The following is a 12,315-nucleotide window of genomic DNA, read 5'->3' on the forward strand; positions in this document are numbered from 1 at the left end:
CGGGCGGCGGCCCTGGGGCTGGGGGCCGCCGCGGCGCTGGCCCTGGCTGCGGGCCCCGGCCGGACCCAGGAGCGGCCGGCGCCCCAGATCCCCCGCGATGGCTGGAAGGACTGCGCCTACAACGAGCGGACCCTGGCCTGCGTGGACAGGCAGATCCCCGGTGGCCTGGAGATCCGCTGGAAGGACGGCCAGCGCATGACCTACAGCGAGCGCCCCGCCGGCGGCGACCTGCTGCGCGACCGCCTGGGCGGGCTCTGGCGGCGGGAGGTCTACATCCAGGGCAACGTGGTGCTCACCAACACGGCCAACGGCAACCGGATCTTCGTGCCGCTGCGCTTCCCCTGCAAACCGCCCCTGCAAGGGGAGGTGGGCTACTGCCGTTACTGAATCCGCCGACGCCATGAAAGCCGTCCTCGCCACCCCCGCCCTGATCGACACGGAACTGCCGGAGCCCAGCCCCGGCCCCCGCGACCTGCTGGTGAAGGTGGAGGCGATCGCACTGAACCCGGTGGACCTCAAGGTGCGGGACGCCATGGGGGCTGACGACCCGCCGCGGCAGCTGGGCTGGGACGCCGCCGGGGTGGTGCTGGCGGTGGGAGAGGAAGTGGGTCGGTTCCGGCCCGGCGCCATGGTGATGTTCGCCGGCGCCATCGACCGGCCCGGCTGCCACGCCGAGGCGGTGCTGGTCGACAAGTGCCTGGTGGGTCGCCGCCCGAACATGCTGTCGTGGGCCGAGGCGGCCGCCATTCCGCTCACGGGCCTGACCGCCTGGGAGGCCCTGTTCGAGCGTCTGCGGCTCGATCCCTACGGCGGCGACCAGGGCACCAGCCTGCTGATCCTGGGCGGCGCCGGCGGCGTGGGCTCCCTGGCGATCCAGCTGGCCCGGGGGGCGGGCCTGACGGTGATCGCCAGCGCCTCCCGGCCCGAGAGCCAGGCCTGGGTACGGGAGCTGGGGGCCGACCATGTGGTGGACCACCACCAGCCCCTGGCCCCCCAGCTGGCCGCCCTGGGCTTTCCCCGGGTGGAGGCCATCGCCAACTTCAGCGACACCGACGCCCACTGGCAGTCGATGGCCGAGCTGATCGCTCCCCAGGGGTCGATCGTGGCGATCGTGGGCAACCGCGCTCCCCTCGACCTGAACCTGCTCAAGGCCAAGAGCGTGAGCTTCTCCTGGGAGTTCATGTTCACCCGCTCCCAGTTCCAGACCAAGGACATGGGCCGGCAGGGAGAGATTCTCGATCGCCTGGCCGAGCTGTTCGAGGCCAACGTGCTGCGGCCCAGCCTGCGCCGCACCTTCACCCCTATCAACGCCGCCAACCTGGAGCTGGCCTATGGGGAGCTGGCCGGCGGCCACATGGTGGGCAAGCTGGCCCTGGTGGGCTGGGGCTGAGGCTCAGCGCACGGCCACCAGCACCCGGTGGCGCGGATCGCAGGCCTGGCGGCGCACCTCGCGGAAGCCGGCCTGCTCCAGGGTGGCGGGCAGATCGAGGCCGAAGTAGTCCGCCAGGTAGGGCTCGGTGCTCTTGAGCAGGGTGGCGATCGGCGCCGGCAGGCTGCGGATCACGGCCGAATCCGGGTCCTGATCCACCAGGGCCAGCACCCCGCCGGGCCGCAGCAGCCGGGCCGCCTCGGCCAGCACGGCCCGGGTGGCCTCAGCGGGCAGCTCGTGGCACACGAACTGCAGGCTGATCAGATCGAACGCCGCCGCCGGCAGACCGCTGGCCTCGGCGGCGGCATGGTGCCAGGCGCGGATGCGGCCCTCAGGATCGCGGACCCGGGCCACCGCCAGCATCTGGGGGGAAAGATCAAGTCCCTCCACGGCCACGTCGGTGGCCTCGCGGCGGTCGAGCCAGTGCTTGAGGGCCAGGGTGCCCACTCCCACCGAGCAACCGATGTCGAGGGCCCGGTGCACCGGAGCGGTGAGGCTGGGTTCGATGGCTGTGAAGATCGCGTCCCTCAGGCGCTCCTGGGCCTGCTCGGGCGCCAGGGATTCGCCGGGCCACACCCGCAGGGCCATCGAGGCGGTGGCCTGTTCCGCCTCGCAGGCCGCCGCCCAGCAGAGGTTGCCGGCGTCGTAGGCGTGGAAGCGGGCCCGGTAGTAGGCGGGCGTGGCCACGGCCGGATCGGTGCTGAGCCCCAGCAGGGGCTCGGCCTGGCGCTGCAGCTCCTCCCGGCGGGCCCGCCAGGCGATGCCGCGGCGCTCGGCGGTGCGGATGATCAGCTGCCTTGCCTGCAGGAACAGCAGCTGCCGCAGGGGCTCCACCGCCAGCAGCCGGTCGATCAGCCAGCCGAGGGGATGGCGCGAGGCCACCCAGTTGGGCGGCGGGGCCGCGGCGGCGCGGGGGGTTGAGGTGGCGGGCTGGGGCTGGAGCATGGGGGGCGTGGGGACCAGGAGCTGGGGCTGTCACTCTCCCGCCAGTGGTAGCCACACCAGGCCATCGAACCGTCCGAAGTCCCGATCGAAGCTCACCAGCCGCCAGTCCGCGGCGATGGCCAGGGCCGCCAGGTGCACGTCGGTGCAGAGCCGGGCCGGCCAGGTACCGCGGCTGAGCAGCTGGCGAAACACCGGCCAGCTGGTGGAGGCTTCATCCACCAGCCGCACCCCCGGCTGGGCCAGGAAGGCGGCCTGAACGGCGCTGGCCTGGCCCAGAGTGAGCACCGCGTCCCCCATCGCCCGGGGCTGGCTGAGCAGCCGCACCAGCCCCAGAGCGGTCACGGTGGTGAACACCACGGTGCTGGCCGCCTGCTCCTCCCAGTAACGACAGGCTTGGGCGTGGTGCCTGTGGCCGCTCCAGGCCAGTGCCAGCCAGAGGTTCAGATCGGGAAGATCCACGGTCTCCATCCGGCTCAGTCCTCAAGCAGGGCGAACAGGCCGGCATTGGAGAGCTGGTCGGGTGTCAGGGCCAGGTGGGCATCGATCCTGGGCAGGTCGGCGGCGCGGCGGGGCCTGCCGGCAACCTCGCGTTCGGTGGCCTCCAGGCCCTGTTCCACGAAGGAACGCAGCAACTGCTTGAGGGTGGTGCCTTCCAGCGCCGCCCTGGCCTTCAGCCGCGCGAACAGGGGATCGGGCAGCTCCAGGGTGGTACGCACGGACGGGGCCCCGGCAGGGAAGATGCGCATATTAGTGCGCATCAACCGCTCAGCTCCCGGCGTACAGCGCCTGCAGTCCCTCCTCGCTCGCCGGCGCCACGCCCCGCTCGGTGATCAGAGCGGTCACCAGCCGGGCCGGGGTGACATCGAAGGCGGGGTTGAAGCCCTCGCTGCCGTCGGGCACCAGCTGGACGCTGGTGGGTTCGCCGCCGGCGGGCTTGCCGGCGATGCGGGTGACCTCCTCCGGGGAGCGGGCCTCGATCGGGATCTCCGCCACCCCATCGGCGATGGTCCAGTCGATGGTGGAGGCGGGCAGGGCCACATAAAAAGGCACGCCGTTGTCGTGGGCGGCCAGGGCCTTGAGGTAGGTGCCGATCTTGTTGCAGACATCGCCGCTGCGGGTGGTGCGGTCGGTGCCGACGATCACCGCATCCACCCGGCCGTGCTGCATCAGGTGGCCGCCGGCGTTGTCGACGATCACGGTGTGGGGCACCCCCTCGCAGCCCAGCTCGAAGGCCGTCAGGCTGGCCCCCTGGTTGCGAGGGCGGGTCTCGTCGACCCACACGTGGATCGCCAGGCCGCTGCGGTGGGCCTTGTAGATGGGGGCCAGGGCCGTGCCCCAGTCGACGGTGGCCAGCCAGCCGGCGTTGCAGTGGGTCAGCACGTTCAGGGGCTCGCCGCGGCGCTCCGGCGGCCGCGCCTCGGCCAGCTGCTGGAACAGGGCCAGGCCCAGGTCGCCGATGGCCTCGCACATCGCCACGTCCTCCTCGACGATGGCGCCGGCCTCGGCCCTGGCCGCCGCGGCCCGCTGCTCCGGTGCCAGGGGCGCCACCCGGTCGCGCACCCGCTCAAGAGCCCAGCGCAGGTTCACCGCCGTGGGGCGGGTGGCGTTGAGCCGCGCGAAGGCCGCGGCCAGGGAGGCGTCGGAGGGATCGTCCTGCAGGGCCAGCATCAGCCCGTAGGCGCCGGTGACGCCGATCAGGGGCGCCCCGCGCACCACCATGGTGCTGATCGCCTCGGCTGCCTGCTCCAGGGTGGTGAGCGAGCGGGTGACGAAGCGGTGGGGCAGCAGGGTCTGGTCGATCACGCCGATCGAGCGGCCGCCCTCCTCCAGCCAGATGGTGCGCCAGGGCCTGCCGTCGATGTTCATGGCAACGGAAACGGAGTGAAGGTGGTTCCGATCATCCCTGGCGGCGCCACGGCGCGACTCACCGCAGAACACCCGAAACGGTGCCCCTAGGCTCCAGCCATCCCCGACCTTGACGCGATGGCCCCGCTGCTGCTGGTGGTGCTGGCCGCCCTGGGCCTGATCGTCCTCTACAACCGGCTGGCCCAGCTGCAGGTGCAGGCCGACAACGCCTGGGCCGACATCGACGTGCAGCTCAAGCGGCGCCACGACCTGATCCCCAACCTGGTGGAGACGGTGCAGGGCTACGCCGGCCACGAGAAGGAGAGCTTCCGGGCCGTGATCGAGGCCCGCAACGCGGCGGTCGCCGCCCGGGGCCCCAGTGAGCAGCAGCGGGCGGAGCAGCAGCTGGGTGCCTCCCTCGGCCAGCTGTTCGCCCTGGCGGAGTCCTACCCGGCCCTGCGGGCGGTGGAGAGCTTCCGGGCCCTGCAGGACGACCTGGGCCGGATCGAGGACGCGCTCCAGAATGCCCGGCGCTACTACAACGCCGTGGTGCGCGACCTGAACACGGCCATCGTCCAGTTCCCCTCCAACCTGGTGGCCGGTGGCTTCGGGATCCGCTCGCGGAGCTTCTTCGAGCTGGATGACCGCGCCGAGGCGACCGTGCCCCGCGTCAGTTTCGGTGGCTGAGACCGGCCGGCGGCCCCTGCAGCCTCGGCGAAACCTGCGCCGGCCCTGGCGGTTCGCTCCCCTGCTGGCTCTGGCCCTGGCCCTGCTGCTGCTGCTTCCCGGCGGCGGCGGGGCGGCCGGGGCGGCGGAGCGCCAGCTGGAGCTCAGCGACTTCCAGCTGGTGGCCCGGGTGGAGCCGGACGGGTCGGTGCAGGTGAGCGAGACCCTCACCGCCCGGTTCCAGGGGTCTTGGAACGGGATCGTGCGCCGGATCCCCCTGCTGGCAAACCGCCCTGGCGGCCTCGAACCGCTGGGGCTGAAGCTGATTTCGGTCGCCGATGGCGACGGCCGGGCCTACCGCACCGAGACCCGCACCGTCGGCAACGAGGAGGAGCTGCGGATCTTCGTGCCCGGCGCCGAGAACGCCACCCGCACGGCGGTGCTGCGCTATCGGGTGGCCAACGGGGTGCGCTTCTACGCCGACCACGACGCGTTCAACTGGAACGTGACCGGCAACGGCTGGGAGATCCCGATCGACCGGGTCAGCGCCCTGGTGCTGCTGCCGGAGGGGGTGAAGGGGCTGCATGCCTCGGTGTACACCGGCCCGCGGGGGGCCCGGGGCCAGGACGCCCGCCTGCGGATCGGCCCGGCGGAGGTGAGCGCCCTGAGCACCCGGCGGCTGGGGCCCGGCGAGGGGCTCACCCTGGCCGTGGGCTTCGACAAGGGTCTGGTGACGCCCCCGTCGCTGCTGCAGCGACGCCTGCGCTGGCTGCAGGCGCGGCTGGTCCTGCTGCTGCCCCTGGCCACCGCTTTGATCCTGGGCGGGATCTGGTGGCGGATCGGCCGCGATCCGGCCCTGGGGGCGGTGCCGGTGGCCTACGAACCGCCCGGGGGCCTGCCGCCGGCGGTGCTGGGCAGCCTGGTGCAGGAGAGCGTGGGCAGCGTGGCGCTGGGGGCGACGCTGGTGGATCTGGCGGTGAAGGGCCAGCTGCGCATCGAGGAACGCCAGAAGAAGGTGCTGTTCCTGCCTCTGAAGAAGCACTACGGCTTCACCATGCGCAGCGCCCCCGCGGCCTGGGCAGAGCTGGCCCCCCACGAGGCCTACCTGCTCGAGAAGCTGTTTCCCTCATCGGAGGTGGGCGAGAGCGTGGACACCGACGACCTGCGCGACAGCTTCTACGTGCACGTGAGCGGCTTCGAGCAGCTGGTGCGCCAACGGGTGCTGGCGGAAGGGTTCTACCGGCGCTGGCCCGGCACGGTGCGGGGGCTGACCGTGGCGGGCGGCCTGGTGGTGGCAGCGGCGGCGGCGGGGATTGTGCTGAAGCTGCTGCCCCCCGACCTGGCCCGGCTGCAGGGGGCGGCCGATCCGCTGCTCACCGGCCTCTGCCTGGCGGCCACCCTGGCCCTGATCGGTGGGTTCGCCTGGATCATGCCCAGCCGCACGCCCCGGGGGGTGGAGGTGCTGCGCCAGACCCTGGGCTTCCAGGAGTTCCTGCGCCGGGTCGATGCCCCCCGCTTCGCGCGGGTGGTCCGGACGCCGGAGCTGTTCGAGCGCTTCCTGCCCTACGCGATGGTGGCTGGGCTGACGAAGCCGTGGGCCGCAGCCTTCGCGGGCATCGTGGAGGCACCGCCGAGCTGGTACGTCGGCAGCGACGACGGCTTCGATGTGGGCGGGTTCGGCGCCAGCCTGGACGACTGCTGCAGCACCACCGGCAGCGCGATGCAGTCGTCGCCAAGCAGCTCCAGCGGCAGCTCGGGAGGCGGCAGCTCCGGCGGCGGCGACGGCGGTGGCGGCGGCGGTGGCTTCTGAGCCCGATCCGGCCAGGGGACCTAGCGTTTGCCTGATCTCAGCTACTCTCCGGTGCCGTCCTGGCCAGGGCCCCTTGCCGCCGTGCGTCCGGTCTTCGCGCTGACGGCCTGCGCCCTGGTGGCCGGCACGCTCAGTGCCTGCGGTTCCGGGCCAGCGGAGAAGGTGGTGGCGCCCCCGTCGCCGGAACCGCCCCTGCTGGCGCCGATGAACAAGGCCCGCCAGGCCGTTGATCAGATCAACGGGGCCCAGGAGCAACGCGACAAGGCGATCGAGAAGGCGCGCCAGTAGGTGCGAAGGGCGCCGCGGCCGGTGGCAGGGTTAGGTGGAGAAATGGTGGCTCCCGCAGCCGATCCCGCCGGGTCGGCCTACGTTGCCAGGCATGCAATGAGGATCAGCCATGGGTTGGCGCCACCGTCTGCTGGCCATCAGCACCTCCGTGATCGTGGGAGCCGGGGCCCTGGCGGCTGGCTCGGCACTGGCGACGCCGCCCGGAACGCTGCTGAAGGGCCTCAAGCTGCCGCTGCCCAAGCCGGCCGCCAGCCTGTTCGCCGCCAATGCGATCGGCCAGACCAGCCTCAACACCCAGCTGCCCGGCAAGCCGGAGGAGCTGCTCGCCAAGCTGAAAACCTCCCTGGCCCAGCAGGGCTACACCGAGCGGAAGGTGAACACCATGGTGGGGGCCTGGGGCTTCAACCTGGTGATGGATCCCCCCGCCGGCACCACGGTCGACGGCACCGGTGAAGGCAAATCTGCCGCCCTGGTGCTGCAGGCCACCGCCATCGGCCCCGGCAAACTCAACCTCAACGTGCGCTTCGAAGGGATCTGACGCTGGGGCCCTCCCGCATCAGCCGCTGCAGCTGGCTGCTTTCCAGCTCCAGCACCCGGCGGGCGAAGTCCGGATCCCGCTCCAGCACCGCATCGAAGGAATCCACCGGCACCGCCAGCACCCGGGTGCCGTCGGCCTCGGCCACGATCGTGCTCTCCGAGGCGCTGTGGGTGAGCACCTGCAGCTCGTCGAGCACCCGGCCGGGCTCCATGTCCTCCAGCCACTCCCGCTCGCCGTCCCGGTGGCACACCCGGGCCCGGCCCTCGATCAGCAGCAGCAGCTCGCGACAGGTGTCGCCAGCCTCGGTGATCAGCTCCCCTCTGGCGAAGCCGCGCACCTCGGCCTGATCCGCCAGGGCGGCCAGGGTGTCGGCGTCGCTGCGGCGGAAGAAATCGCTGGTGGCCAGGAACACCCGCTTCTCAAGATCGCCGAAGTCGCGCAGGGCCGGAGGCCCCGCCAGGGCCTCCACCGCACGGGCGGTGCGGGCCTGCAGGGGAGGGGCGCCCTTGCCGCCCACCGCCGCCGCGGCCTTTCGGGCCCGTTCGCCATCCAGACAGGCCACCAGGAACAGGGCGGCGGCGGCCAGCACCGGGCTGGGGTCGGCCACAAGGCTCTCGAGAAAGACCAGGGTGTCGGCCACCGGCACCTCCAGGGGGCAGGAGGGGGCCTGGCCGCCGGGGCGGCTGAGGGCAGCGGCCACATCGGGCGGCAGGCGCCGGCGCCAGTCGTCGGTGGCCACCAGCTCGGGCAGGCCCAGGGGCGCGATGGCCTGCAGCCGCTGCACCAGGTCCGGCACCGCCGGATCCTCCTGCAAGGTGGCCAGGCCATCGAGGATGGCCCTCAGCGTGAGTTCCTTGCGCAGCTGCAGGCGGTCGTCGAGCAGGGCCAGCACGGGGACCTGGTGGCCCAGGGCGCTCTGGTGCAGGGCCCGGTAGCCGGAGGTGAGGGCCGGCAGCCCCTCCAGCAGCAGTTCCAGCTTGCGGATCGCCCCGGCCCGGGGGGAGAGGTCGCCCAGCACCCGCTCCTGCTCCTGAGCGGAGATGCCGTACTCGCGCCGCAGGGCCAGCAGCGCCCCCCCATCCTCCTGGCCGTTGCCGAGACTCTGCACCAGCATCAGCCGCTCCAGCGACTTGCGGTAGCCGCTCAGGCGCACCTGATCCTCAAGACTGCGGCGGCTGTCGGGATCGAGCAGGCCCGGATCCTCCACACCCACCTCCTCGAGCAGCTGGCGGTGCTCGTCGTCGCTGATGCCCAGGGAGAGGCGCATCTGCTTGAGCACCTCCAGGCTGCTGGCGGCATTGACGAAGCCCTCCTCCAGGGCCTCCCGCACCACACCCTTGTAGGCCTCGAGCCGCTTCTGGCCGGTGAAGCCGGGCAGCACCTTGGCCAGCACGTACACCTCCTCGGTGCCCAGATCGGCCAGGGAGCGGCCATCGAGGTAGCGGCCCACATCCAGGTCCATGCGGCCCAGCTGCTTGCGGAAGCGCTCGGCCAGGTTTTCGCGGCCGTAGAGGGCGGGCGAACGGCCCCAGGCGTGGTACAGCCAGAGGGTGCTCAGGGCCACCAGAACCACGTCATAGAGGTACTGCACCCAGAGCGGCAGCAGCTGGATCAGGGGGCGGCCGGAGAAGAGGAAGAAGAAGTTGAACACCAGGTAGGTGGCCACCACGAACACCCGGTGGCGGATGCGGTCGCGGTCGGGCTCGGCGCCGCTGCGGCGCACCCGGCCGCGCAGGGCCGACTCCACCGCCCGGCCCACCAGCACCCCCAGCCAGGTGCACAGCCCCAGGAACAGGGGCACCGCCACGATCCGGGGCACGTCGATCGGCTGGCCGAACAGGAAGAAACCGGGTCGCAGCAGCAGGGCCAGCTGATCCGGCTGGCGCTGCCAGGCCCCGGAGAAGTAGTAGTCCCAGTTGCCGGCGTAGAGGTAGTAGTAGAGGAAGTAGCCCACTACCAGGCCCACGTAGCCGTAGCGCTCGAAGGCGAAGGCGGGGCTGGGCAGGCGGGCCCAGTAGGTGCGCTCGGCGTCGATGTCGATGCAGGGCATCTGGCAGGCAACGCAGGCGCTCTGCTCAGCCCCGTCGGGCTGCACCGTGCGGCACATCGACTGGGTGATCGGCGTGGGGGCCATGTGGGCGCGGCTGCCCAGCAGGCCGGAGGGGGTGGAGTAGATGCTCTGCACCGGCGCCATGGGGCAGAAGTACTGGCACCAGCTTTTTCCCCCGTAGAGCCAGCCCACGGCGATGGCGCAGGCGATGGTGAAGGTCAGCCAGGCGAACAGCACCAGCCGGTCGGCATTGAAGAAAAGGATGCGGCCGCACAGGCCGACGAACAGCCAGCTGAACTGCAGCCGGGAGTAGTGCTTGCCGAGCCAGGAATCGCCCGGCACCTTGGCCAGCTGGAAGCGCGTCTCGCCGGTCTTCGGATTCACCCGGCCGATCTGGCGCTGCCAGCCCAGGGCGCGCGGGATCTGGGAGAGGAAGGAGAGCGGGCAGATGCGCCGCCAGAGCTCGTGGCCGAACACCAGCAGGATGAAGATCGCCGAGGGCACCACCAGCCCCCAGAAGACCGTGGTGCCCAGGGGATAGGGGGCCTCGCTCAGGCAAGTCCCCTGCACCTGCACGCAGTCGCCGCTGAGCCGCAGGGGGCTCCAGGGGTGGTCCGCGGCGGTGAAGCGGGGCGTGAAGGGGTCGTAGAGCAGCGAGGCGATGATCAGCAACCAGCCGGTGGTGAGCCCCCACCGCACCAGATGCATGCGCCGTTCCGTCACCTGGCTGTCCTCGCTGCGAAGCACCGGTGGGCCAGACCTTAGCCGTGGTGCCCGGAAGCTGACGGGCCGGGCAGAGTTGGCGCCATGACCTTCTTCGCCCGCCACTGGAGCACCTACCGCCGGGTGCTGGACAACGACCTGATGGAACACCGGGCCCTGACGGCGGCTGTGGGGAAGACGATCGAGGCCTGGCTGTCCCGCCGCGACCCCCGGGCGCCGGCGCCCCACCTGGTGGACCTGGGCTGCGGCGACCTCTCCCTGCTGCCGCCGCTGCTGCGGCGCCTGCCCCTGGCCTCGTTCACCGGGCTGGACATGAACGCCGCCGTGCTGCCCCTGGCCGCCGAGGCCCTGGGCCCGGTGCCCTTCCCCTGCCGGTTCCTCGAGGGCGACCTGCTGGCCTGGGCCGAGGCGGCGCCTGAGCCGGAGCAGCCACCGGTGGACCTGCTGATCAGCAGCTTCGCCATCCACCACCTGGAGGGGGCCGACAAGGGACGCTTCCTGGCGGGCTGCCGCCGCCGCCTGGCCCCGGGCGGCCTGCTGCTGTGGGCCGATGTGTTCCGCGAGCCGGGCGAAAGCCGCGACACCTACGTGGCCCGCTACAGCGCCCGGGTGCAGGGCTGGGAGCCGCTGGAGCCGGAGCGGCGCCAGGAGGTGATCGCGCACCTCAGCCAGTGGGACCACCCGGCCGAGCGGGAGCTGATCGAGCAAGAGGCCCAGGCAGCAGGCTGGGACTGGCGCTGGGCCTGGCAGGGCCGGCACCGGGCGGAGGCGCTGGCGGTGCTCAGGCCGGGTTAGTGGCGGGGGTTCTGCAGTGAACAGCCATAGGCCGCGAACGCCCCATCGCCGCTGAGCAGGGTGAGGGACTCACGGATCGACTGGGCCACGAGCAGGCGATCAAAGGGATCGCGATGGTGATGGGGGAGCTGCTCCAGCGTGAGCAGATGGGGAAGGTCCAGCGGGAGAAAGTCGAACCCGCACTCTTGAGCCCAGGCAATGGCCTGGGCAGCGGAGAGGGGCATATCGGAGCGAGCCAGGGCGTGTTTGATGGCGATCTCCCAGATGGCCACATGGCTGAGCAGCACGCTGTCGGCTTCTTGCGTGATCAGTTGGCGGCTGTGGGGGCCCAGCCTGGCGTCATCGGTGATCGCCCAGAGAAAGACATGGGTGTCAAGCAGGAGCCGCATCAGGAGCGCTCGAACAGATCGGCAATCAGGGCATTGGCGGCGTCGATCGAATCGGGGGCTTCGAACTGTCCAGAGGCCACACCCAGGCGCCGCGGCCGCCGCGCGGGCTCCAGGCTGGTGAGCCGGGCCACCGGGCGCCCGTTGCGGGCAATCACCACTTCACTTTCGGCGCCGGTTTCGATGGCCTCCACGAGCCGGGAAAGATGGGTCTTGGCCTCGAGCATGTTCACCGTGCGGCGGCGGGCGCCCAGCGGCGGCTCTTGGGGCCCGGCGGGAACCGATGGGAGGGAGGACATGGCCATACATCTCAACCAGACCAGACTAGACCAGGCTTACATGCCTGTCCTTTGATAAAACACCACCCCGACGCTCGATGCGTTCAACCAGCTCGGGGGATTGCAGGGAAGCCCGCAACGAGAGATCGAAGCGCCAGGGCAGCAGCAGATCGTCGAGGGCGGCATCGAGGCGGGCGAGGCTGACCCCATCGAGGTCGTCACCGGAGAGGGTGGCCTGGATCCTGGCCACGGCGGCCTGGTCATCGGTGTGGGTGCTGAGGTTGCGATGGCGGATCATCTCCATCCAGCCCTCGCCATCAACGATCAACCCCTGAGAAGAAGTTTCTCGGGTGGTGTCGCGGGAGCCCGGCGGTCGTTCCCGAACCGTTGTTGCCAGCGGCTGTCCGGTCCTGTCTGGGGTCAGGGTAGGGAGCCGGCGAAGTGGCGAACCCGGCTCACCAGCTCGCTAGCTGTGTAGTGCCACCAGGTTGTTCCGGCTGACAAAGGGGTGTGAGGCCGACAGGGTTGTGGTGCGACCCAACAGCCCCAGACCTCACCCCCC

Annotated in this window: 15 protein-coding genes; 7 read left to right on the forward strand and 8 right to left on the reverse strand. The window is 71.5% G+C overall.

Annotation, left to right across the window (positions count from 1 at the left end; all coding sequences use genetic code 11):
• Positions 1–387: hypothetical protein (locus tag KUG41_RS10760; RefSeq protein WP_254217150.1), on the forward strand; the 387-nt coding region annotated here is incomplete at its 5' end.
• A 13-nt stretch (positions 388–400) separates the two neighbouring features.
• Positions 401–1,390 carry a zinc-binding alcohol dehydrogenase family protein gene (locus KUG41_RS10765; RefSeq protein ID WP_216904054.1) on the forward strand — a complete coding sequence of 330 codons (990 nt, stop codon included), beginning with the start codon at positions 401–403 and terminating at the stop codon, positions 1,388–1,390.
• A gap of 3 nt (positions 1,391–1,393) precedes the next feature.
• On the opposite strand, the gene KUG41_RS10770 is transcribed toward KUG41_RS10765, so the two are convergent.
• The 4 genes from KUG41_RS10770 to mtnA are packed head-to-tail and all read right to left on the reverse strand — an operon-like array spanning position 1,394 to position 4,240.
• Positions 1,394–2,374, reverse strand: coding sequence for a class I SAM-dependent methyltransferase (locus KUG41_RS10770; protein ID WP_216904056.1), 981 nt, complete (start codon positions 2,372–2,374; stop codon positions 1,394–1,396).
• 30 nt (positions 2,375–2,404) lie between these two features.
• Positions 2,405–2,842 carry a TA system VapC family ribonuclease toxin gene (locus KUG41_RS10775; protein WP_216904058.1) on the reverse strand — a complete coding sequence of 146 codons (438 nt, stop codon included), beginning with the start codon at positions 2,840–2,842 and terminating at the stop codon, positions 2,405–2,407.
• A gap of 5 nt (positions 2,843–2,847) precedes the next feature.
• Positions 2,848–3,090 carry a hypothetical protein gene (locus tag KUG41_RS10780; RefSeq protein ID WP_216904071.1) on the reverse strand — a complete coding sequence of 81 codons (243 nt, stop codon included), beginning with the start codon at positions 3,088–3,090 and terminating at the stop codon, positions 2,848–2,850.
• A gap of 49 nt (positions 3,091–3,139) precedes the next feature.
• A complete protein-coding gene (gene mtnA / locus KUG41_RS10785; RefSeq protein ID WP_216904060.1) occupies positions 3,140–4,240 on the reverse strand; it encodes an S-methyl-5-thioribose-1-phosphate isomerase in 1,101 nt (366 codons plus the stop codon).
• A 117-nt stretch (positions 4,241–4,357) separates the two neighbouring features.
• Here mtnA and KUG41_RS10790 point away from each other — a divergent pair, with 117 nt between their 5' ends.
• The 4 genes from KUG41_RS10790 to KUG41_RS10805 all read left to right on the forward strand — a co-directional run bounded on the left by KUG41_RS10790 (position 4,358) and on the right by KUG41_RS10805 (position 7,521).
• The gene (locus KUG41_RS10790) at positions 4,358–4,906 is read left to right on the forward strand and encodes a LemA family protein (RefSeq protein ID WP_216904062.1); all 549 of its coding nucleotides are present in this window, start codon (positions 4,358–4,360) and stop codon (positions 4,904–4,906) included.
• Positions 4,899–6,695 carry a DUF2207 domain-containing protein gene (locus KUG41_RS10795; protein WP_216904064.1) on the forward strand — a complete coding sequence of 599 codons (1,797 nt, stop codon included), beginning with the start codon at positions 4,899–4,901 and terminating at the stop codon, positions 6,693–6,695. The genes KUG41_RS10790 and KUG41_RS10795 overlap by 8 nt, the downstream gene beginning before the upstream one ends.
• A gap of 51 nt (positions 6,696–6,746) precedes the next feature.
• Positions 6,747–6,983, forward strand: a complete 237-nt coding sequence (locus KUG41_RS10800; RefSeq protein WP_216904066.1) for a hypothetical protein — start codon at positions 6,747–6,749, stop codon at positions 6,981–6,983.
• Between the two features lie 109 nt (positions 6,984–7,092).
• On the forward strand, positions 7,093–7,521 hold the full coding sequence (locus tag KUG41_RS10805) for a hypothetical protein (RefSeq protein ID WP_216904067.1): 429 nt from the start codon (positions 7,093–7,095) through the stop codon (positions 7,519–7,521).
• Here KUG41_RS10805 and KUG41_RS10810 read toward each other — a convergent pair.
• Complete coding sequence (locus KUG41_RS10810; RefSeq protein ID WP_371734121.1) at positions 7,496–10,318, reverse strand: cyclic nucleotide-binding domain-containing protein; 2,823 nt, start codon at positions 10,316–10,318, stop codon at positions 7,496–7,498. The genes KUG41_RS10805 and KUG41_RS10810 overlap by 26 nt on opposite strands.
• Before the next feature lie 60 nt (positions 10,319–10,378).
• Here KUG41_RS10810 and KUG41_RS10815 point away from each other — a divergent pair, with 60 nt between their 5' ends.
• Positions 10,379–11,089: a trans-aconitate 2-methyltransferase gene (locus tag KUG41_RS10815; protein WP_216904068.1), complete on the forward strand. Its 711-nt coding sequence runs from the start codon at positions 10,379–10,381 to the stop codon at positions 11,087–11,089.
• On the opposite strand, the gene KUG41_RS10820 is transcribed toward KUG41_RS10815, so the two are convergent.
• The 3 genes from KUG41_RS10820 to KUG41_RS10830 are packed head-to-tail and all read right to left on the reverse strand — an operon-like array spanning position 11,086 to position 12,177.
• Complete coding sequence (locus KUG41_RS10820) at positions 11,086–11,478, reverse strand: type II toxin-antitoxin system VapC family toxin (protein ID WP_216904069.1); 393 nt, start codon at positions 11,476–11,478, stop codon at positions 11,086–11,088. The genes KUG41_RS10815 and KUG41_RS10820 overlap by 4 nt on opposite strands.
• A complete protein-coding gene (locus KUG41_RS10825; protein WP_254217154.1) occupies positions 11,478–11,774 on the reverse strand; it encodes a type II toxin-antitoxin system Phd/YefM family antitoxin in 297 nt (98 codons plus the stop codon). The genes KUG41_RS10820 and KUG41_RS10825 overlap by 1 nt, the downstream gene beginning before the upstream one ends.
• Before the next feature lie 25 nt (positions 11,775–11,799).
• Positions 11,800–12,177 (reverse strand): nucleotidyltransferase substrate binding protein, encoded by a 378-nt coding sequence (locus tag KUG41_RS10830; protein ID WP_216904074.1) that lies wholly within the window; start codon positions 12,175–12,177, stop codon positions 11,800–11,802.
• Positions 12,178–12,315: the final 138 nt, after the last annotated feature.

The sequence above is a fragment of the Synechococcus sp. CCY 9618 genome (assembly GCF_019038415.1).
Lineage (GTDB): Bacteria > Cyanobacteriota > Cyanobacteriia > PCC-6307 > Cyanobiaceae > Cyanobium.

Excerpts from the sequence above, each read along its gene's own strand:
- KUG41_RS10765 (WP_216904054.1), top strand. The coding sequence starts at position 401 with ATGAAAGCCGTCCTCGCCACCCCCGCCCTGATCGACACGGAACTGCCG.
- KUG41_RS10770 (WP_216904056.1), bottom strand. The coding sequence starts at position 2,374 with ATGCTCCAGCCCCAGCCCGCCACCTCAACCCCCCGCGCCGCCGCGGCC.
- KUG41_RS10775 (WP_216904058.1), bottom strand. The coding sequence starts at position 2,842 with ATGGAGACCGTGGATCTTCCCGATCTGAACCTCTGGCTGGCACTGGCC.
- mtnA (WP_216904060.1), bottom strand. The coding sequence starts at position 4,240 with ATGAACATCGACGGCAGGCCCTGGCGCACCATCTGGCTGGAGGAGGGC.
- KUG41_RS10790 (WP_216904062.1), top strand. The coding sequence starts at position 4,358 with ATGGCCCCGCTGCTGCTGGTGGTGCTGGCCGCCCTGGGCCTGATCGTC.
- KUG41_RS10805 (WP_216904067.1), top strand. The coding sequence starts at position 7,093 with ATGGGTTGGCGCCACCGTCTGCTGGCCATCAGCACCTCCGTGATCGTG.
- KUG41_RS10815 (WP_216904068.1), top strand. The coding sequence starts at position 10,379 with ATGACCTTCTTCGCCCGCCACTGGAGCACCTACCGCCGGGTGCTGGAC.
- KUG41_RS10820 (WP_216904069.1), bottom strand. The coding sequence starts at position 11,478 with ATGCGGCTCCTGCTTGACACCCATGTCTTTCTCTGGGCGATCACCGAT.
- KUG41_RS10825 (WP_254217154.1), bottom strand. The coding sequence starts at position 11,774 with ATGTCCTCCCTCCCATCGGTTCCCGCCGGGCCCCAAGAGCCGCCGCTG.